General features: G+C 43.3%; 16 protein-coding genes. 10 read left to right on the top strand and 6 right to left on the bottom strand.

The window, feature by feature from the left end:
* The first annotated feature begins 4 nt into the window (after nucleotides 1-4).
* From F612_RS0108870 to F612_RS0108840, 7 genes are all read left to right on the top strand, one after another.
* Nucleotides 5-649, top strand: a complete 645-nt coding sequence (locus tag F612_RS0108870) for a molybdenum cofactor guanylyltransferase (RefSeq protein ID WP_019557413.1) — start codon at nucleotides 5-7, stop codon at nucleotides 647-649.
* Between the two features lie 17 nt (nucleotides 650-666).
* Nucleotides 667-1,335: a response regulator transcription factor gene (locus tag F612_RS0108865; RefSeq protein WP_019557412.1), complete on the top strand. Its 669-nt coding sequence runs from the start codon at nucleotides 667-669 to the stop codon at nucleotides 1,333-1,335.
* Nucleotides 1,336-1,386: 51 nt separating this feature from the next.
* Nucleotides 1,387-2,724 (top strand): sensor histidine kinase, encoded by a 1,338-nt coding sequence (locus tag F612_RS0108860; protein WP_019557411.1) that lies wholly within the window; start codon nucleotides 1,387-1,389, stop codon nucleotides 2,722-2,724.
* A 156-nt stretch (nucleotides 2,725-2,880) separates the two neighbouring features.
* The gene (locus F612_RS0108855) at nucleotides 2,881-4,164 is read left to right on the top strand and encodes a TolC family protein (RefSeq protein ID WP_157760527.1); all 1,284 of its coding nucleotides are present in this window, start codon (nucleotides 2,881-2,883) and stop codon (nucleotides 4,162-4,164) included.
* Between the two features lie 65 nt (nucleotides 4,165-4,229).
* Nucleotides 4,230-5,324, top strand: coding sequence for an efflux RND transporter periplasmic adaptor subunit (locus tag F612_RS0108850; RefSeq protein WP_157760526.1), 1,095 nt, complete (start codon nucleotides 4,230-4,232; stop codon nucleotides 5,322-5,324).
* A 9-nt stretch (nucleotides 5,325-5,333) separates the two neighbouring features.
* Nucleotides 5,334-8,441, top strand: a complete 3,108-nt coding sequence (locus tag F612_RS0108845) for an efflux RND transporter permease subunit (RefSeq protein WP_019557408.1) — start codon at nucleotides 5,334-5,336, stop codon at nucleotides 8,439-8,441.
* Nucleotides 8,434-8,742: a DUF3240 family protein gene (locus F612_RS0108840; RefSeq protein WP_019557407.1), complete on the top strand. Its 309-nt coding sequence runs from the start codon at nucleotides 8,434-8,436 to the stop codon at nucleotides 8,740-8,742. Before F612_RS0108845 ends, F612_RS0108840 begins: the two co-directional genes overlap by 8 nt.
* A 286-nt stretch (nucleotides 8,743-9,028) precedes the next feature.
* On the opposite strand, the gene adk is transcribed toward F612_RS0108840, so the two are convergent.
* The 5 genes from adk to F612_RS0108815 all read right to left on the bottom strand — a co-directional run bounded on the left by adk (nucleotide 9,029) and on the right by F612_RS0108815 (nucleotide 14,672).
* The gene (gene adk, locus F612_RS0108835; protein ID WP_019557406.1) at nucleotides 9,029-9,679 is read right to left on the bottom strand and encodes an adenylate kinase; all 651 of its coding nucleotides are present in this window, start codon (nucleotides 9,677-9,679) and stop codon (nucleotides 9,029-9,031) included.
* 105 nt (nucleotides 9,680-9,784) lie between these two features.
* Nucleotides 9,785-10,699 (bottom strand): fructosamine kinase family protein, encoded by a 915-nt coding sequence (locus F612_RS0108830; RefSeq protein ID WP_019557405.1) that lies wholly within the window; start codon nucleotides 10,697-10,699, stop codon nucleotides 9,785-9,787.
* A gap of 48 nt (nucleotides 10,700-10,747) precedes the next feature.
* Complete coding sequence (locus F612_RS0108825) at nucleotides 10,748-13,168, bottom strand: penicillin-binding protein 1A (RefSeq protein WP_019557404.1); 2,421 nt, start codon at nucleotides 13,166-13,168, stop codon at nucleotides 10,748-10,750.
* Nucleotides 13,169-13,438: 270 nt separating this feature from the next.
* On the bottom strand, nucleotides 13,439-13,654 hold the full coding sequence (locus F612_RS0108820; protein WP_019557403.1) for a hypothetical protein: 216 nt from the start codon (nucleotides 13,652-13,654) through the stop codon (nucleotides 13,439-13,441).
* Between the two features lie 121 nt (nucleotides 13,655-13,775).
* A complete protein-coding gene (locus tag F612_RS0108815; protein ID WP_019557402.1) occupies nucleotides 13,776-14,672 on the bottom strand; it encodes a YicC/YloC family endoribonuclease in 897 nt (298 codons plus the stop codon).
* A gap of 114 nt (nucleotides 14,673-14,786) precedes the next feature.
* Here F612_RS0108815 and rdgB point away from each other — a divergent pair, with 114 nt between their 5' ends.
* Nucleotides 14,787-15,395: an RdgB/HAM1 family non-canonical purine NTP pyrophosphatase gene (gene rdgB, locus F612_RS0108810; RefSeq protein WP_019557401.1), complete on the top strand. Its 609-nt coding sequence runs from the start codon at nucleotides 14,787-14,789 to the stop codon at nucleotides 15,393-15,395.
* Nucleotides 15,396-15,495: 100 nt separating this feature from the next.
* Here the strand turns inward: rdgB and F612_RS0108805 are convergent, their stop codons facing one another.
* Nucleotides 15,496-16,893 (bottom strand): MBL fold metallo-hydrolase RNA specificity domain-containing protein, encoded by a 1,398-nt coding sequence (locus tag F612_RS0108805; RefSeq protein WP_019557400.1) that lies wholly within the window; start codon nucleotides 16,891-16,893, stop codon nucleotides 15,496-15,498.
* 221 nt (nucleotides 16,894-17,114) lie between these two features.
* Here F612_RS0108805 and hemW point away from each other — a divergent pair, with 221 nt between their 5' ends.
* Both hemW and F612_RS0108795 read left to right on the top strand, forming a co-directional pair.
* On the top strand, nucleotides 17,115-18,266 hold the full coding sequence (hemW, locus tag F612_RS0108800) for a radical SAM family heme chaperone HemW (protein ID WP_019557399.1): 1,152 nt from the start codon (nucleotides 17,115-17,117) through the stop codon (nucleotides 18,264-18,266).
* A 65-nt stretch (nucleotides 18,267-18,331) separates the two neighbouring features.
* Entirely contained in the window at nucleotides 18,332-19,765 is a 1,434-nt protein-coding gene (locus F612_RS0108795; RefSeq protein ID WP_019557398.1) for a putative bifunctional diguanylate cyclase/phosphodiesterase, read from the top strand.
* The last annotated feature ends 37 nt before the right edge of the window (nucleotides 19,766-19,802 follow it).

The raw sequence follows: 19,802 nt of genomic DNA, 5'->3' as shown, positions 1-19,802 counted from the left end.
CGGTATGGATCAAGCCACCAACCGAGTGATTCACCCACAACCTGACTTTGCCTGGATTATTTTAGCCGGCGGTCAAGGTCGTCGTATGGGCTTGCAAGATAAAGGTTGGCTGGACTATCAAGGGCAAACGTTGATCACGGCTTTAACGGAGCAGCTCTCGGCCTTGAACCCGGACATCCCCATTATTATCAATGCCAATCAAAATATTGAAGCTTATCAAGGGCTCGGTTATCCGGTGATAACCGATGCTAAACAAGACTTTCAAGGGCCTTTATCCGGCATTTTAAATGTCATGCAAACGTCCACGATTCAACCGAAACAGGCCTGGTTAACCTGGCCTGTCGATGCCCCGTTTAGAGTGGAGAATTACGTCCAAAAAATGACGGAATCCATCCTGCTTGAAAAGACCGATCTAGCCGTAGCTAAGCGCTTGACAACATCGAGTGAAAAGATTGAAATGCATCTTCAATATACGCACCTAGCAATGAAACCGAGCGTACAATCCAGTTTAAAAAGTTACTTGCAGCAGGGTCGACGTTCGATCAAAGGCTGGGTAGCCAGTCTGGATATCGAGTCTGTGCAAGCCATCGCATTCTATGACACGGATTCAGATCAGTGGATTAATTTGAATCGACCTGAGGATTTTTAAAGGATGGAACACCCGCAATGAAAATACTCCTGATTGAGGATGAACTTTTATTAGTTGAAAATTTACAAAAAAGATTGATGGCGCTGGATTATCTGGTCGATGTCGCTTTGGATGGCGAAGAGGGTTGTTATGCATTAAAAGAGTTTGCTTATGATTTGGTTTTGCTCGATCTTGGCTTACCCAAACGACCAGGCCTGGTCATTTTAGAAATGCTTAGACAGGGTGAAATGCCACTCAATACCCAGACACCCGTCTTGATTTTGACGGCACGTAATGCTTGGCAAGAGCGCGTTGAAGGACTGAAGAAAGGCGCCAATGATTATTTAGGCAAACCGTTTCAGTTTGAAGAGCTGGTGGCGCGTATTGAGGTCTTGTTAAGAAGGCCCGATAATGGGGCGGAGATACTGACGGTTGGCGATATTCAACTGAATCTAGACAGCAAACAACTGACGGTAGGCGCAGAGCGCTTCGATTTGACCCTGACCGAGTTCCGTTTAGCGAAAGTTTTACTGTCACAACCCAATAAAGTCTTTTCTAAAGAGACGTTACTGAGCCGTATTTCCGATCAAAATTATGACCGTGAAAGTAATATTATTGAAGTCTATATTCGTAAGTTGCGAAAAATGATGGGCAAGCAAGCCATCGAGACCTTACGCGGTTTAGGCTATAAGTTTGTGGTTAAATAGTTTTATGAATTTTGTTCACGTACCCCAGCAGAAAAACCAGGAAAGTCATAGATGAATTTATTTTTGACCAAAAGCCGTTCTTTAAAAAAACAGCTATCCACCTCATTGGTGGTGAGCATACTCGGCATTTTGAGTCTATTCTGGTGGTTATCCGAATCGACCATTCATCATATTACCGAAGACTATCTGCTGACAGGGCTGGCACATGATGCCCAGACCATTGAACATAATTTACATCTTAAGGATGGCGTGTGGACACTTAAGTTCGAAGATCTTGAACCGATTTATTCAAGACTCAATACTGGCCACTATTTTGTAATCAAAACGGCGACTCAAAGCTTTCACTCACCCTCATTGGGTGATTACCCCTTGTATCTAAAGCCGTTCAAATCAAGCGATACCTTGGGCGTGACCAATGTTTACGAAACACGGGGTCCGGTTGAAGATCTGGTGTTGGTCAGAAGTGTTCAGCTGCGTAAAGACAATCAACCGATTGATATCTATGTTGTAGAAGACCATACGCCCATTCAAACACTGCTGCTGAAGTTTGATCTGTTTTTTGGCTTATTTACGATTTTAACGTTGATCAGCCTCTACTTTCTACATCAGTGGTTGATCAAACGCGCGTTTAACCAACTCGCGCCACTGGAGTCCATCTTGCGTGACTTTAATTTAGGCCATAAAGTGCTTATCAAACCAGAGGATTATCCTGTTGAGGTGCAGGCACTGATTGAAAGCTTAAATTCAGCACTAGAGCAGTCTTCGTTGCAGTTTCAAAAGTCCAGACAGTTTAATGGCAATTTATCGCATAGTTTAAAAACACCTTTAAACTTGATTTTTCAGTTATTGGATGCGCCAGAGCTGAAAAAAAGCCCCTTGTTGTTGCAAAACTTAAAGCATCAAAGTCAGAACATACTCGCCTTAACAGAGCGTGAATTAAAGGCGGATAGAATCGCACAGCATCAAGTGATTACGCCCATTTCATTGAATGAGTTAATGGAGGATTTAATTCCTTCATTCGAGCAACTTTATAGGGATAAATCCATCCGTTTTGAATTAAATATACCGCCGACAAGTTTGCTTAGCATGGAAAAGGAAGACGCCTTTGAGCTGCTTGGAAATCTAGTCGATAATGCCTGTAAATGGTGTAATACCACGGTCGCTATCCATTATGATCATCATCAGTTAGTCATTGAAGATGACGGTCCAGGTGCAACGCCTGGACAGTTAACCTTAGTGGCAGAGCGCGGTTATCGCACCGACGAAACCAAACCGGGTCATGGCATTGGCCTGTCGATTGTTAAAGAGTTAATGGTGGCTTATCAGGCTGAGATCCTTTTTTCACATTCGGAATTGGGCGGGCTCAAAGTACAGATTACATTCAGTTAAAAAGTTGTTTCACAACGGTGCATTCGTGCAGATTTAATGTGCCGTCAATCCTATACCTTGCTTAAGCAAATATAATTCCTGTAAAGGCCTTCTATTCAGGTTCATTTCAGTTTCATTGCGTAATATTCATGGCACTCTCTAACATGGATGTTTCAAATGACGTCGTATACACACACACTTCACAGACTATCTCGGTTTGCAGGACTCTCTTTGAGTATGCTGGCCTTAGGTTTCTCTGCCAATGCCTCTGCCGCCTCAACCGCTTATATTGAACTATTGCAACAGGTTGAACAGCAGCAACCGGAGAAGATTACCGTGGCCGGTATCCAAGCGGTTCAAGCCGCAAACCAATCACTCTCCAAAAGTTGGATTGCCGGGGATATCACCCTGAAACTGCATCACGAAACAGATCGTTTTACCGGCAGCCAAGAGACTCAAGTTTGGGCGGCGGGTGCAGAGTTTCCAGTTTGGTTACCAAGCCATAAAGAGGCTCTGGCAGGACTCTCTTCAAGTTACCAACAACAATTTACCGCTCAATCATCTTATTTAACCTGGTTGGCTTCGGGGAAATTACGTCAATTGGCTTGGGACTACAAAAAGGCCACTATTAAAGTGATTGCGGCGCAAAAAGCTGTAGAACAGAGTCTTGCATTACAGGATAAAGTTCAGAAAAAGGTTAAGTTTGGTGAAAGTGCACGCTTAGATTTATTGTTGTCACAAAAGACCGTTTTAAAACAGCAAGCCTTGCTGGCACAAGCTCAGGGTGCATTGAATGTGATACAGAATCAGTATCATCAATGGACTCAATCCTCGATTTTACCGGATTCTATTGAGGAAGTTCAGTTGCAGGCTGTGGCCTTAGAGAATCATCCTCAATTGTTGTGGTTGCAATCTAATACGGATATCTCACAAGCCAAACTGCAACAAGAGAAAGCCTTTAAGACCGCCTCACCGGTCATCTATGTAGGGGCTCAGCATGATAAGAATCTTGTCATTGATAATACCTCTTTGGTTTTTTCAGTCTCTATTCCTTTAGGGCTAAAGTCGAGCAATCGTGTTCAGATTGCAGAACAGCAACAGGCTGTTTTAGCACAAAAGGTTCAATTGACGACTGCGTTGTTTGAACTTAAACAAGGTGTCATTACGGCTCAGCAAAGGATAGATCTTCAGCAACAGAATTTACATTTTGCGAAACAACAAAATGACTTAGATCAAAAAGCATTGGCCTTAGCAGAACAAGCTTACCAGTTAGGGGCTTCCACCATACAAGATCTGTTATTAATTCAACAACAAGCCATGGAATCACACCTAAATTTAGAGTTAGCACATGCTGATTTAGGCCAGTCAATTGCACAGTACAATCAAATTATGGGTTATTCACTGACAAATAATGTCCCGCAAAAATTTAACCCGATCAGCGCATCAGCAGGAGCACGATAATGCACGCCTTAACATTCAAACCCAACGTGGTAACCTTTTTATTTAGCCCTCTCATCGTCTCATGTATGCTGATTTCTACTCCTTTAATGGCGGAGTCAGAGCCCAGTCTGAGTTTAACAACCGAACAACACTCTTCTTTGGGGTTAGTGACTCAAACGGCCCTACAAGTTACGCAATTTCCGAGTGCTAATTTTCCTGCAGAAGCGATGATTCCCTTAAAAACCATCCGTACCTTGTCCAGTCCTTTGTCAGGCATAATGGCGGCACTCAATGTGGTGCATGGTCCAATTGAAAAGGGTCAAATTTTAGCTGAGATTGACAGTCCTGACTTATTGGTTTTACAATCCGATCTGTTGGCAACGGTGGCTGACTTTAAGGTGGCGAACAGCGAGTTAAAGCGTGCTAAGCAACTTGGTAGAAGTGGTGTTTCCTCGGCTAAAAATTTACAGCAGGCATCAGCCCAGGTGAATAAATTAAGTGCTGTTAGGGCGCAGCAAAAACGGGCGTTACTCATGGCCGGTATGGCTGAAGATTCCCTGAATAAGTTGCTAACAACGCAAACGCTACAGTCTCCGACGCTACAAATCACCTCCCCGATTGATGGTCAGCTATATGACTTACAGGTTCGTCTTGGAGAGCGTGTTAACCAAAATCAACCGTTATTCTCTTTAGGTGAGACGGATCCAATTGTTTTAGTGGTGCGGGTACCGGTCAGTTTTTCTGAACAACTTAAAGAAGGGCAAACGGCCATGATTCCTGCGTTGAATAAGCAGGGAATCATTGAACACATTGATCCGGCCGTTGATAGCTTGACTCAGTCGGTGGATGTTCACGTTAAAGTGGAAAATTCAGCGCATACAATTCGCCCAGGTCAGTTATTTGAACTGCATTTTTTAATGAACGCGAATGGCAAAGATCAACAAGCACTTTATCAAGTACCCTCTAATGCCATCAGTCAGTTTGATGGTAAGACGGTGGTGTTTACCCAGGTAAACAATAGTATTCAACCCTTAGAGATTACTGTCAAGAACATCACCGATCAAACGCTCTACTTTAGTGTGCAACAGGTTTCAACAGAGGGTTTGTCTATTTTCGTCAAAGGTTCGACGGCGATTAGATCCGCATTTGAAGCGGCTGAATCCAACAAAGATAAAGGGTAAGGGGCGATTATGTTATCCAGATTCCTCCAGTTTTTTCTCGTCCAACGTACCCTGGTAGTGTTGATCGTTTTAACCTTAATCGCAGGGGGTTGGCAGGCCTTTCAAAAAATGCCGATTGATGCCTTTCCAGATGTTTCGCCTGTACAGGTGAAAATGATATTTAAAGCACCAGGTATGACTCCGGGTGAGGTCGAACAACGTATTATTGCACCCCTTGAACAAGAGCTGTTAGGGGTTCCCAATCAACGTGTATTACGTTCACTCGCCAAATATGCCATTGCGGACATCACCCTCGATTTTGACGAGGGAACCGATGTTTATTGGGCACGTCAATTAGTGTCTGAGCGACTGAATAGCTTAAATTTACCCGCTGGGGTGACCGGTGGTATGGCGCCCCTAACAACGCCGTTGAGCGAAGTCTTTATGTTTACCATTGAAGGTGATTCACTCAACAATATGCAAAAGCGAGATCTTTTGGATTGGGTCATTCGCCCTGCATTACGCTCGGTTGATGGTGTGGCGGATGTCAATATGTTGGGTGGGCTCTCTAAAGCCTTTGTCATCAAACCTGATTATCAAAAGCTGACAGGATATAAAGTCTCATTTGATCAACTGATTAAAGCGGTTGAAGAAAACAATCAAAATGACGGTGCTGGACGCTTAAACCAAGGGGAAGAGGTCCTGTTGGTTCGAACGGAAGGTAATTTAATGTCGATTGCAGACATTGAGAAGATCGTTGTTGTTTATCAAAATGGTGTGGCTGTCACGGTTAAAGACTTAGCCAAGGTTGAGATCGATTCGATCTATCGTAACGGTGCGGTTACTCAAAGCGGTCAAGGGGAAGCCGTAGAAGGCTTAGTCATGGCGTTAAAAGGCGTCAATGCACGTGATATTATCTCAGGGATTGAAGCCCGATTAAAAGACTTAAAGTCTGCTTTTCCTGGAGATACTTCGGTCAGTGTTTTTTATAACCGTAGCGACTTAATTAATACCGCTATTTATGGCGTCTCAGAAGCCTTGTTAGAAGCCGTGGTCCTGGTGCTGTTAGTGCTATTGGTCTTTTTAGGCAATGTTCGAGCAGCCATTACTGTTGCACTCATCCTGCCGTTAGCGGCTTTAATGACGTTCATCTTAATGCGGTGGTTTGGCTTATCGGCTAACATCATGTCGTTGGGAGGTTTAGCGATTGCGGTGGGAATGTTAGTGGACGCCGCTGTCGTTGTGGTCGAAAACATTGTTGCACATCAAGAGGAGGATGCTCAGAAAACGCAAGGTCAGTTGCCGAAGATGCATATTATCTTCCGTGCTTTAAAAGAAGTCTCTGTCCCTGTCACCTCAGGTATTCTGATTATCATGACGGTCTTCTTGCCATTACTCACTTTAGAAGGTCTGGAAGGTAAGCTGTTTGTACCGGTGGCTTTGACGATTATTTTTGCTTTGGGCAGTTCTTTGCTCTTGTCATTGACGATTATTCCAACGTTAGCATCCTTTATTTTGGGTAAACCCTCCCATAAAGAACCTTGGTTGATCCGTAAATTGGTTAGGTTTTATAAACCAACTTTACTCTGGAGTTTGGCACACGATAAAATCATCGTTTTTGGTGCAATCTTGTCACTACTGTTTGCTGGGTTTGTCTATACCCAAGTGGGTAAAACCTTTATTCCACAAATGGATGAAGGCACGGTTATTTTACAAATTGAAAAGTCCCCTTCGATTAGTCTGGCGGCTTCGAATGCGATGGATTTACGTATTCAAAAGGCTATTATGGCCAAGGTGCCAGAAGTCGTGCGAATTGTGGCGCGTGTCGGTTCGGATGAAATCGGTCTCGACCCTATGAGTTTGAACGATACCGATACCTTCTTAATCTTTAAGCCGAAAGAAGAGTGGCGGATGGAAACCAAAGAGGAGTTGATTGAAGAAATACGTAAAGTCTTAGTGACGCAGTTTCCAGGAATCAACTACGCCTTTACTCAACCGATTCAAATGCGTGTCGATGAAATGCTAACGGGAGCTCGAGGTGATCTAGCCATTAAAATATTTGGTGATGATCCCGCAGAGCTGAATGAGGTGGCTAAGAAAATGGTCACTATGGTTGCAGGCATTGACGGCGCGGAAGATGTCTTTACCGCGGTCAATGAAGGTTTACGTTATTTGCAATTAAAGGTAAATCGTCAGATGGCGGGGCGCCTAGGATTGAGCGTTAATCAAGTTGAGAGGTTGCTGCGTACCCAAATCAATGGCTTAGAAGTCGGAATCATTTATGAAGGGATTCGTCGTATTCCATTAATGGTGCGTGCTCCAGAATCGTATAAGGCCTCCACATTTGAGATGTTGCAACAACCGATTACGGTCGAAACACCCGAAGGCATGCGTTCTATTGTTTTAAATCAATTGGTGGATGCGGTTGAAGTAGACGGTCCTGTTTCCATTAAACGTGAACAGAGCAAACGTTTCTCTGTCGTGGTAGCCAATGTGAAAGATCGAGATTTGGTCGGCTTTGTGAATGAAGCCAAGCAAAAATCAGCGGACTTAAATATTCCAGCAGGTTACTACTTTGAGTGGGGTGGAAAGTTTGAAAATCAGCAGCGTGCGGCTAAAAAATTAGCGATTGTCGTGCCGGTTGCATTTGTACTGATTTTCTTAATTCTGTTCAGTACCTTTAAATCGATTCCACAGGCGGTGATGGTCTTAGTGAATGTCCCATTTGCCTTAATCGGCGGCATAATCGCTCTATGGATAACCGGCGAGTATCTCTCGGTTCCCGCGTCGGTTGGCTTTATCGCTCTACTGGGTATTGCGGTATTGAATGGCGTGGTCATGGTCACCTACTTTAACCAATTGATGGCCAAAGGCTTAGACATCGGCCAAGTGGTTGTAGAAGGGGCCTTAAGACGATTGCGTCCGGTATTAATGACGGCATCGATAGCGGCGTTAGGACTTGTGCCTTTAGTGTTTGCAACGGGGCCTGGTTCTGAGATTCAGAGACCATTAGCGATTGTTGTGATTGGTGGCTTAATAAGTTCAACCCTGCTGACGTTATTAATTCTGCCGATCATTTATAAGCGTTTTGGAAAGAAGAAGACGCCACAGTTACTAGGAGTAGAAGGTCATGTATGACTGTAAGGATTGTATTTTAAGGTTGATTTTTAGTCATGAACTCTATGACGAAATGACCGATGTGCTGTTTAGTTTTCCGGAACGGGAGTTGGAGTTTATGAGCCTCGATATACAGGCTCACATGCAGTCCTTGGAAAGTATCACTGAACAAGTCTCTGGGTTTAAGCGCAGAAAAATGGTGGAGGTCACCATTGAACAGGGGGAGGCTAAGCGTTTACATCGACATATTACTCAGAGCTTACCCCAGGTCAAATTTCAGGCGCAGCTGCTACCGTTACTGACGTTAGACGAAAACTTGTAATTTTATGTCAAAAGAAAATGACCAGGCCTGGTCGTTTTCTATTTCCCACATCATGCGCTTGGTATAAGTTGCTTTTTAGGCTATTGTTGCTGATCGTCTTTCATGCCTTACCCAAACGTACATCTATTTAACCATGCCACGATTAGGCACGATGTATGGGATGCAACTTCACTCGCCTACAAAAAAGCCCCATTTCTTGGGGCTTTTTTGTGGGCAGTTTCATACCAATTGATTGGAACATACAAATTGGCTGTTACTCAAATCTGTTGCCTAAACTGAGGGTATTTTAATCTTGTAAGGCACTTAAAATAGCCGTTTCTACAGCATCGATGGGTAAGGTACCATCTACTTTAATGTATTTTAGTGTTGGATTTTGAGCGGCCATTTTCGTGTAGTAGTTGATCAAAGGTGCCGTTTGTTTATGGTAAACATCCAAACGATCTTTAACCACCGCAGGTTTATCATCATCACGTTGTACTAGCTCTTCACCCGTTGCATCATCCTTGCCTTCTATTTTAGGTGGGTTATAGACAAGATGGTAAGTGCGTCCTGATGCTAAGTGAGCACGACGACCAGACATACGATTGACGATTTCTGCATCAGGCACATCAATTTCAATCACAGCATCCATTTCAATGCCCGCTTCGGTGACGGCATCGGCTTGTGGAACGGTACGCGGGAAACCATCTAATAAAAAACCATTTGCACAATCTTCTTGTGTGATGCGCTCTTTAACCATGCCAATAATAATTTCATCTGTGACGAGTTGACCTGCATCAATCGCTTGTTTGGCTTGTTTACCTAACGCTGTACCGGCTTTAATGGCCGCGCGTAACATGTCACCAGTGGATATTTGAGGGATGTCAAATTTCTTAGTTAAGAATTGAGCTTGTGTACCTTTACCTGCGCCCGGTGCGCCAAGAAGAATAAATTTCATCAGTCTGTCCTAAAATGTATATTTGAAGTGCTGAGTATTATACGTTTTTTGTGAAATGGGAAAAAGGGCTTTGCTTTATGGCATGCGATTAAATACTGTCATGCACTACTTATCGTTTGTTTGAACCGTTTTTAAAAGTTGGTCGATGATTTTTTCAGCTTGTTGGGCATAGCGGCCACCAAAGAGATTAAAGTGATTGAGAATGTGGTACAAATTATAAAGAGGTTTGCGACTTTGATAACCGGCATGCAGTGGATATAAAGCATTATAACCGGTGTAAAAATCTGGTGTGAAGCCCCCAAACAATTCCGTCATCGCAAGGTCTGTCTCTCGGTCGCCATAGTAACAGGCTGGATCATAAAAAATGGGTTCGCCCACCGTATCGAAAGCACTGTTGCCTCCCCATAAGTCGCCATGCAATAAAGACGCTTCTGGCGAGTAGTCTTTAAACCAGAAGGGAAGTTGGTCAATTAACTCCATTCCTAATGGATAGAGAGAAGTGGGTGCATTGCGTAAAGTGGCCAGTTCTAATTGAGGTTTTAGGCGTTGTTGACCATAAAATTCAATCCAATCCATATGCCAATGATTATGTTGTTGGTTTAAGCCGATAAAGTTATTTTCGAACCAACCGAAAGGTTTAATATCACGATTTATCTGATGATGCATTTGCGCCAAGGCTCGTCCACGTTGTACTTCATCACTCGGTTGCTTTGACGGCGCTAAATCAATGAATGCCATTAATAACCAGGCCTGATCATTATAAGTACCGGTTGCAAAGGGCTGTGGGCAGGTGATGCTCTTAGAGTGCCGGATAGCATTCAAGCTGTGTCGTTCCGTTTCAAACAGAGGTAGGTATTGGTGATGATTGAGTTTTAAAAAATAATCTTTGCCGGCTGCGTGGAGTTGATAGGCTTGATGAATATCCCCACCAGAAACAACCTGTGCTGACTGAATCTGAATGGGTGAAAAGGGTTCTTTTAACGACTGATTTATGTTTTCCGAAAAAGCTTGCCAGTCCATATTTATGCCCTATTGCAAGGAGTTAAATTAGGTATTCAGGCCGTAAGCCTACTCAAATAACTCTTCAGTCAGATTTTGAATTTGTTTTTGTGAGACGGCCGGAACCTTTGGTGCGAATTCCTCGCGGAATATTTCAAATATCCCGCCTGAAGCCGTTTCTGGTATCGCCTCTCCCGTGTCAGGATCAATTTTGATATTGACGAGCCCTTCAGGACGCACAAACGGGACATTCGGTTCATTTTTTAACGCCAGTTGCATATACTCCATCCAAATAGGTAAGGCAGCACGTCCTCCCACTTCACGACGCCCCAAGGTGCTCGGTTGATCAAAGCCGACCCAAACCGTCGTCGCAATGTTCGGATTGAAACCGGAGAACCAAGCATCTTTCTGTTCATTGGTAGTACCGGTTTTACCAGCAATATCTTCTCGTTTAAGGGCTTTGGCTTGTCTACCAGAACCGATGCGAATGACATCTTGCATTAGGGTCGTCATAATATAAGCATTGCGAGGTTCAATGACTCTTGGGGCATTCAAAGCATCCCCTGGTATGCATTGATTGTCGGTACAGGCTTTTTTGGGAGTGGCTTTATAGAGTATCTCGCCATCAAAATTTCGTACTTCACTAATAATGTACGGATCAATGAGATAACCTGTATTGGCAAACGTTGCATACGCCGTCACCATGGTTAATGGATTAAATTCAACACTGCCTAACGAAAGTGATAAATCACGGTGTTTATTGAGTTCTTCTAATGGAAAACCAAACCGTTGTATGTAATCAATGGCTGTTTTAATCCCCAACTTTTGTAAAAGCCTTACTGAAACTAGGTTGCGGGAGAATGCCAGACCATTTCTTAAACGGGTCGGTCCATAAAAACGGCCTGAATAATTTTCAGGTCGCCAAATATCTTCTAGATTGCTGTCGTGAAAAACGACAGGTGCATCATTAATGGTTGTGGCAGCGGTCATCCCATTTTCAAGCGCTGTGGAATACAAAAACGGTTTGATATTAGAGCCAACCTGACGTTGCCCATGGATGACACGATTATATTTGCTACGGAAGTAGTCAAAACCACCGACCATGGCTTGAATTGCACCGTCATGAGTGTCGATAGAGACCAGTGCCGACTCCGCTTGAGGGTCTTGGGCTAATTGCCATTTGTCGTCGAGCCACTGTAAATAAATCACATCGCCGACGGCTAAGACATCTTGTGGTTTGGTGGGTACCTTGCCTGTATAGTTAACGCTTTTGTAAGGCGCCGCCCATTCCATGGTTTTAAAGTTTATACGGATAGTTTCGCCCGTTTCCATCAGTACTTCTGTGTCTGCTATTTTGCTGTCGGTTGGAATGAATTTCGTCACGACGCCCACTTTAAGAGCACCATAATTAGAGGTGTCTTTCAGAATACCAATGCGCTCTTCTTCATTGGCAAATTCTTCAGTCGTTAAATGACGAATTGGGCCACGGTAACCATGGCGTCTTTCATATTCTTGCAATCCATTTTGCACCGCTAAATTGGCACGTAGTTGCAGACGACTGTCTAGAGTTGTGACAATGGTCAGCCCATTTTGTAGAGCTTCTTCACCAAAACGTTCCAACGCAAAGCTGCGTGCCATTTCGGCTACATAATTCGCTGAAACATCAATGTTAGCGCCATTACGTTGAGCATGCTCTTTGACAGCCTGTGCCGCGAGCATCTCCTCTTCAGTGATATAGTTTTGTTCATACATACGGCGTAAAACATAATTACGACGCTGTATCGCTCGAGTAGGATTGATAATCGGGTTGTAAGCGGAAGGCGCTTTAGGCAGGCCGGCAATCATGGCATATTCATCTAAAGAGAGGTCACCGATGGCCTTGCCATAATAGGTATTTGCGGCAGCTGCAACACCATAAGAGCGATATCCGAGAAATATTTTATTTAAGTATAAAGTGAGTATTTCTTGCTTAGTTAATTCGGCTTCAATTTTATAAGAAAGAATGATTTCATTAATCTTTCTTAGATAGGTTTGTTCTGACGTTAGAAAAAAGTTACGTGCAACCTGCATGGTAATGGTGGAGCCACCTGACTGCTTGTGTCCGGTGGTAATGAGTTCATAAACGGCACGTCCAATCCCTTTGTAGTCTACACCGCCATGTTCAAAAAAGTTCTCATCTTCGGATGAAATAATGGCTTGAGTCATGCGCTCTGGGATTTCATGGTACTCCAGAGGTAGGCGTCTTTTTGCGCCAATTTCACTAATGAGTTTTTCATCTTTGGTGACGATACGCAAGGGGACTTGGTAAGTGACATCGTTTAATTTCGCGACATCTGGTAGGGTCGGATACACCGTCAGTGCATAAAAAAGAACGGCAATCAAAGGGATCAGAATAAAACCAAGGACAATATTCATCCACATAAACCAGCGAACATAACGCAGTTTACTTTTAGCAGGGGGAGGGGATGTTTGGTTTTCTATTTCACTCATGAAAAACTCAAGGAACTCTTAATAGATTATGAAAACGGACTTAAGCGAGCTTAAGAGCGAGGAATTTAGGTTTATTTTAGCTTTAGTAAAGGTGTGAATCATTATAGCGTTTTATAGGTAAATTATGCTAGTGACTTGATGAAGTGAAGTGTACGTAGTTTTAATAATGGTGAGAGGGTGGTTTGTAAAAGTGTGTTATTTTTTTAGGAGTCTAAAGGCTAAAAACCCAGCAAAGCCGGGTTTTTAGATGCAATGTCTTAATGAGCTAAATTAAGACTTTCTGCTGTAACGACCCGATTTAAGATCGCCCCACATGAGATAGAGATTTCCGCCGACAATCACTGCGATAGCCATTGCGACACCGGCTAGGCCGATTCCAACTTGTAGAGATTGTGGTAGGAGACCCGCCCAAATGCCTAATAAGATGGCAAGCGGAACAACGACCGTTACAACGATGACAAGTAACATTTTTACAAAATTATTCATGATATTGCGCCTCAACTAGAATTTTTTGTTGTTATATAACAGTTCGAACTATACTGCGAAATTTGACTAATTTCAAGATGAAAGCTTGATTTGAGTCAATAAATACCCTAATTAAAGCATGTTATTCAATATTCTGAACCTGTTCGCGGATTTGCTCGATCAATACCTTAAGTTCTACACTGGCCTGAGTGGTGCGTTTATCGATGGATTTTGAGCCTAAGGTATTTGCTTCTCGATTTAATTCCTGCATTAGAAAATCGAGTCTTCGCCCAATAGCGCCTGATGACTTTAAAACATGGCGGACTTCTTTTAAATGAGTCTTTAACCGATCTAGCTCCTCTTCAATATCCATTTTCTGTGCTAATAGGGCGATTTCTTGGTGGAGGCGGGTCTCATCGAGTTGGTCACTGAGAGAAAGAATACGCTGCTTAAGTTTTGCAATTTGATTGTCTAAAATTTCAGGCATTATGGGGTCTAATAGTTTTATTTGAGAGTCTATCGCTTGGCAACGTTGCAAGATTAAGTCGGCAAGCGCGTACCCTTCGCGCAGTCGATTGGCATTGAGTTGTTGTAGGCAGGCTTCTAATCCAGCCAGTATCGCCGTTTCTATTTTTGTCTCTTCAGGTGTCGAGGAAGCTTCGTCTTCAAATATGCCGGGCCACTTTAGGATCTCTATTGGATCGACTTGGCTGGCTTCGGGTAAGGTGCGTTGTATCTCGTAAATCGCTTTTGCTAAAGGTTGTAACACCGATTGATTAACGTGGAGTCCTTGGTTTTTTTGGCTGAGGTTTACCGTCAAAATCAGATCGATCTTACCGCGCATTACATACTTTTTAACGGTTGCACGCAGCGGCATTTCTAGAGATCGATAGGCCTCTGGAAGTTTGGGGTTGATTTCTAGATAACGATGATTTACCGAACGCACTTCCCAGTTAAAAGTTCCTGAGTCCAAGTGGGTTTGATGGCGTGCAAAAGCGGTCATGCTCTTAACGGCTGAAAGTGTCTCGATTTGAGTCATGGATTGTTTCTCATAAAAAGGTGGGGTGGTTACGACACTCAAGGGCGTGAATCTGAGTCTGAATCGTTTATAATATCGACCATTCTACAAGCTCAATAAGGCAAAGGAAAATATATGCATACGGTGGTATTAGCGACGGGAAACCAAGGTAAGTTAAAAGAGATGACGGATATCCTGCAACCGTATGGCTGGGATGTAAAAGCCCAATCAGAACTTTTTACCACCGAAGTCGAAGAGACTGGTCTAACGTTTATCGAAAATGCGATTCTAAAAGCACGTTATGCGTCTCAGCAAACGGGTCTACCAGCGATTGCGGATGATTCCGGTATTGAAGTCAGTGCTTTAAAAGGTCGTCCGGGGATCTATTCAGCGCGTTATTCTCAAGATTTACACGGTGATTTAGCCAATGATGAAACCAATCTGCAAAAGCTACTTGCTGAGTTGGAGGGTTTGCCGCCAGAACAACGTCAAGCCAGTTATTATTGCGCGATGGTTTATCTTCAACATGCAGAAGATCCAACACCGGTGATTGGCTTAGGTCGTTGGTATGGTGAAATACTCACTGAAAAACGCGGTGAAGGTGGGTTTGGTTATGATCCGATTTTCTGGGTTGATGAGATGCAGAAAACGGCGGCAGAACTGCCTAAAACTCAAAAGAATCAGATAAGTCATCGTGGGCAAGCTTTAAATGCCTTAGTCATGCAACTCAGACGGGGTGCTTAAGTTTAAAAGCAGCGTTTTTTAAACTTACCAGGCCTGGTAAGTTTAACGTTATGGCATTAATCACCCACCCGCTTTTTATCTGTACATCGTAAAGCATGGTCTAAATCCAAACTTCTTCGGCATATTTCACAATATGCACCGTTTTCTGCAGCTTGTCTTCAATCGCTTGTTTGAAGATGACTTGCTTGTCTGGTTCACCGTGTATTAAAAATACCTTATCCAACTTTTCAAATTTCGACATCCAGTGGAGCATTTCAGTTTGATCGGCATGCGCTGAAAAGCCATTAATTGTACATATTTGAGCTCTGACCTTAATCTTTTCGCCGTAAATACGGATCTCTTCGGCCCCTTCCACTAATAATCGTCCAAGCGTGCCTTCTGCCTGGAATCCTACAAATAAGACGCGGTTGCGCTCATTCCATAAGCGGTGTTTGAAGTGATGCAGAATCCGCCCGCCATTACACATGCCGCTGCCCGCAATGATAATACACCCACTCTCTTCTTCGTTGATGGCCATCGAATCAGAGCCTGTGACCGAATATTCTAAATAAGAGAAGTCAAAAACCGAACCATCCTTATCAAATAACTCTTGCGCGGCTTGATTGAGATTTTTGTGATATCGGTCGTAAATTTTAGTGGCTTTAATGGCCATGGGTGAATCAACAAATACCTTGCAGGTTGGTAGTACCTTGTCGTAATACATCTGTTTAATCAATACCAAAAGCTCTTGAGTACGCTCAATGGCAAAAGAGGGAATAATGATATTTCCCTGGTTATTGAGCGTGCTAATCACTACCTCTCTAAACTCCTCAATGCTGGCTTCTAGGCTACGGTGATTACGGTCACCATAAGTCGATTCAATATACAGGGCGTCTGCCTGTTTAACCAGGGTCGGAGAAGGCATCACCATATCATTTCGATTGCCTAAATCGCCACTGAATACCACCGTTTTAGCTTGGCCTTCTTCTTTAAAGTCAATCTGCAGGGTGGCCGACCCTAGGATATGTCCGGCGTTGCGAAAGGTGACTTGAACGTCTGGTGCTAGTGCAATTGGTTTGTCATATTCTGCATATTGGATGTTTGAATCGAATACGGCTCTAACATCTTCATTGGTATAGAGCGGTTCTTTCACCTCTCCCTCATCGCCACGACGGCGGGCTTTTTTAAGGGCTGTTGCATAGTCCTGTTCGGCAATTTTAGCGCTGTCCAGTAATACGACTTCGGCCAGTTCCATGGTGGGTCTTAAGGCAATAATTCGACCATCAAATCCATCAATTAAGAGTTTTGGGATACGTCCAACGTGGTCGAGATGGGCGTGAGTGATCAGTAAGATATCGACCTTTTTCGGATCAAATCCAAAGCCTTCATAGGCGTGTTTTTCAGCTTTTCCCTGGAACATTCCACAATCGACGAGTATCTGCGGTCCTTGTTTCAGCTGTAAAAAATGACATGAGCCGGTGACGGTTTCGGCGGCGCCAAAAGATTGAATGAGAGTCATGATCGTTTCCTTGATTAGAGAAAGAATAACACTGACTTCACTATAGCATGAAGCGGTGAAAGTGAGTTGATATAGATTAATATGTGAAAAAATATACCTAAGGAGTGTCTTAAATTAGAGACTTTTCGAGGGCGTAAAAACGTTAAAATACAAAGTTATAAAGTAATTCTTTGAGTCCGTGTTTTTACCTGGCCTGGTCGTTTTCAAAATTGGATGTTTCAGTGATTTTTACCCAACCGATCCCCCTTAGCTTATATGTGCACTATCCTTGGTGTGTGCAGAAATGCCCCTACTGTGATTTTAATTCACATACCTTAAAGGCGGACATTGATGAAGCCGCTTATATCGATGCCTTGATTAAACAACTAGAACAAACCTTGCCGTTGATTTGGGGTCGTCCGATTCATTCCATCTTTTTTGGGGGTGGCACGCCAAGTTTGATTTCGGAGGCGGGTTTAAATCGTTTTATGTCACATGCTCGCTCTTTATTGGGTTTTGGGCCAGAGATTGAAATCACTCTAGAGGCCAATCCAGGCACCGTCGATTTTGAGAAGTTTGCCGGTTTTTATGGTGCGGGTATTAATCGTCTGTCGATGGGCATACAAAGTTTTGAAGATGAGAAACTCAAGGCGCTTGGTCGTATCCATAGCGCCGAGGAAGCGTTTAAAGCGATTGAGGCCGCTAGGAGTGCGGGATTTAAAAACTTTAATCTTGATCTGATGTTTGCTTTACCAAATCAAAGCATAGATCAAGCTATTCGTGACATCGATCAAGCGATTGCTTTTAATCCGCCACATCTGTCTCACTATCAATTGACCTTAGAGCCGAATACGCCGTTTTATAAAAACCCACCTGTACTTCCAGAAGATGATTTAGCCTGGGAGATGCAGTTGGCTTGCCAAGCACATATTGCCAATGCGGGTTATGAACATTATGAAGTCTCAGGTTATGCGCAAAACAATCGTCAATGTCGACACAACCTTAATTATTGGCAGTTTGGAGACTACATTGGTTTGGGCGCTGGCGCACATGGTAAAATCACCTCGCCACCCGACGGTAAAATTTGGCGCACCCAAATGCCTGCCTCACCAGGTGGCTATGTGAAGGAGATGAGCCGATTAAATCCTGGGCGTACCACCTTGGTCTCGAATGAAGATGCTTGTTTCGAATTTATGCTCAATACCTTACGTTTACAAGAGGGGTTTGACTTATCGTTGTTTACGTTGCGAACTGGATTACCCTTGGCTATGATTGAACCGAAATTAAACATGATGCTAGAGCAAGGTTGGGCAACCATTTCTCCCTATGAGAAACTGGACCTCACGACTAAGGGTAAGCATTACTTGAATGATGTGGTCAGTCTGTTTTTATAACATGCATTCGAATACGTATTGATATGATAAAAAACAAACCTTTACGAAATGAGTACAATTGATTTATGACGGCCTTAAAGATAACGAAATTTGATGATTTAACTCAGATGCCAAATCGTATGGGCTGGGTTCAGGCTGCCGAAAGAGCGATTGAAGCCGCTGAAAATGATTCTACGGTGTTCACAAAAGCGGTACTGTTTATCGATTTGGATCGTTTTAAATGGGTTAATGACTCTTTAGGACATAACGCTGGGGATTTGCTATTGCAAAAAGTCGCTCGACTGATAGAGTCGGCTTTAGACTTGCGCGGGGAAATCCCAGACATTGTTGGGCGACTGGGAGGGGATGAATTTGTCGTGCTATTACAAGCACCTGAATCGATTGCGCGTTTAGAACAGGTTGCGAATGCGATTGTTGAGCAGTTGTCTCAACCGATTTTGTTAGAAAATATGAGCAGTATTGATAATATTGAAGTCGAGATAGGTGCTTCGATTGGCATCGGTCGTTACCCTCAGGATGCTAAGGATATTGAAACCCTTTTAAAATTTGCAGATTTGTCCATGTATCGGGCTAAGCATTCTGGGCGTAATCAGGTGGTGTTATATCAACCAGAAATGCTACGTCAAATTGAACGTCGCAGAACTGTTCAGATGGAGTTGCGTCGCGCCTTGAAAGAGGAGCGTTTAGCGTTAGATTATATGCCTGTGTATGACAGTCGTAGCCAAATGATTGTGTCGGTTGAAGCACGGCTTAATGTTGAACAGAGTCCTCTCTTGAATAATATTGATGCCCGCGACTTATTTTCCATTGCCGATGAGTCTCAAGTGGCCATGTATTTAAGTGAATGGATGATTCAAACCGCATTAGGTTTTAATCAGAAATTGCTAGAAGAACATATTGAAATGCCTTTTATCTTGGACGTGCGTCCGAGCCACTTCCACCAAAAAGGTTTTGTCGATTGGTTTTCTGATCAGTTGGAAGAGTACGAAGTTGCACCGGAGCTCATTGTTCTGTCATTGAATGAGGCTTGTTTAAATGCCCAACGGTTTGACGTCGCAAGTCAATTAAGTGCCTTATCAAAACTGGGTGTTGAGATCGCTGTGCAAGGCTTTGGATCGGGTAATTGGTCCTTATTAAGGCTGCATGATTGGAATATTGATCGTTTACACCTAAGTTCACGTTTAGTACAAGAGATTACCAATAGTCGATCATTAGAAGCCATGACCGGTGCGCTTATTCAGTTAGGACAGACCTTAAATAAAAAGGTCATTGCATGTGGTGTTCGTTCAGCAGAACAGTTGGCCTTTTTAAACAGTCATCAGTGTTACCTCATGCAGGGCGCGTTTTTAAGTGAAGTCCTTACTGAGCATGATATGGAAAGATCTTTATTGGAAGCGTCTGTGGGTAATACCTGTGATTTAGCACCTTATTATGACCATTTCTCAGAAACATCGCCTAATGATGTAAGCATGGACGAAGGGCTAGAACATGATGATTAGAGTGATTCAACATGTTAAACAATAAAAATTTTAAGAG

Origin of the sequence: Thiomicrorhabdus arctica DSM 13458, from assembly GCF_000381085.1 — a bacterium.
GTDB lineage: Bacteria > Pseudomonadota > Gammaproteobacteria > Thiomicrospirales > Thiomicrospiraceae > Thiomicrorhabdus > Thiomicrorhabdus arctica.
Note: the sequence above shows the minus strand (reverse complement) of the source record. Positions and strands in the feature narration are given on the sequence as shown.

Bases quoted from the DNA above. Each gene is read 5' to 3' on its own strand.
- F612_RS0108820 (WP_019557403.1), bottom strand. From the start codon at position 13,654: ATGAATAATTTTGTAAAAATGTTACTTGTCATCGTTGTAACGGTCGTT.
- F612_RS0108840 (WP_019557407.1), top strand. From the start codon at position 8,434: ATGTATGACTGTAAGGATTGTATTTTAAGGTTGATTTTTAGTCATGAA.
- F612_RS0108805 (WP_019557400.1), bottom strand. From the start codon at position 16,893: ATGACTCTCATTCAATCTTTTGGCGCCGCCGAAACCGTCACCGGCTCA.
- F612_RS0108850 (WP_157760526.1), top strand. From the start codon at position 4,230: ATGCTGATTTCTACTCCTTTAATGGCGGAGTCAGAGCCCAGTCTGAGT.
- F612_RS0108870 (WP_019557413.1), top strand. From the start codon at position 5: ATGGATCAAGCCACCAACCGAGTGATTCACCCACAACCTGACTTTGCC.
- F612_RS0108865 (WP_019557412.1), top strand. From the start codon at position 667: ATGAAAATACTCCTGATTGAGGATGAACTTTTATTAGTTGAAAATTTA.
- adk (WP_019557406.1), bottom strand. From the start codon at position 9,679: ATGAAATTTATTCTTCTTGGCGCACCGGGCGCAGGTAAAGGTACACAA.
- F612_RS0108830 (WP_019557405.1), bottom strand. From the start codon at position 10,699: ATGGACTGGCAAGCTTTTTCGGAAAACATAAATCAGTCGTTAAAAGAA.
- rdgB (WP_019557401.1), top strand. From the start codon at position 14,787: ATGCATACGGTGGTATTAGCGACGGGAAACCAAGGTAAGTTAAAAGAG.
- F612_RS0108795 (WP_019557398.1), top strand. From the start codon at position 18,332: ATGACGGCCTTAAAGATAACGAAATTTGATGATTTAACTCAGATGCCA.
- F612_RS0108825 (WP_019557404.1), bottom strand. From the start codon at position 13,168: ATGAGTGAAATAGAAAACCAAACATCCCCTCCCCCTGCTAAAAGTAAA.
- F612_RS0108860 (WP_019557411.1), top strand. From the start codon at position 1,387: ATGAATTTATTTTTGACCAAAAGCCGTTCTTTAAAAAAACAGCTATCC.
- F612_RS0108815 (WP_019557402.1), bottom strand. From the start codon at position 14,672: ATGACTCAAATCGAGACACTTTCAGCCGTTAAGAGCATGACCGCTTTT.
- F612_RS0108855 (WP_157760527.1), top strand. From the start codon at position 2,881: ATGACGTCGTATACACACACACTTCACAGACTATCTCGGTTTGCAGGA.
- F612_RS0108845 (WP_019557408.1), top strand. From the start codon at position 5,334: ATGTTATCCAGATTCCTCCAGTTTTTTCTCGTCCAACGTACCCTGGTA.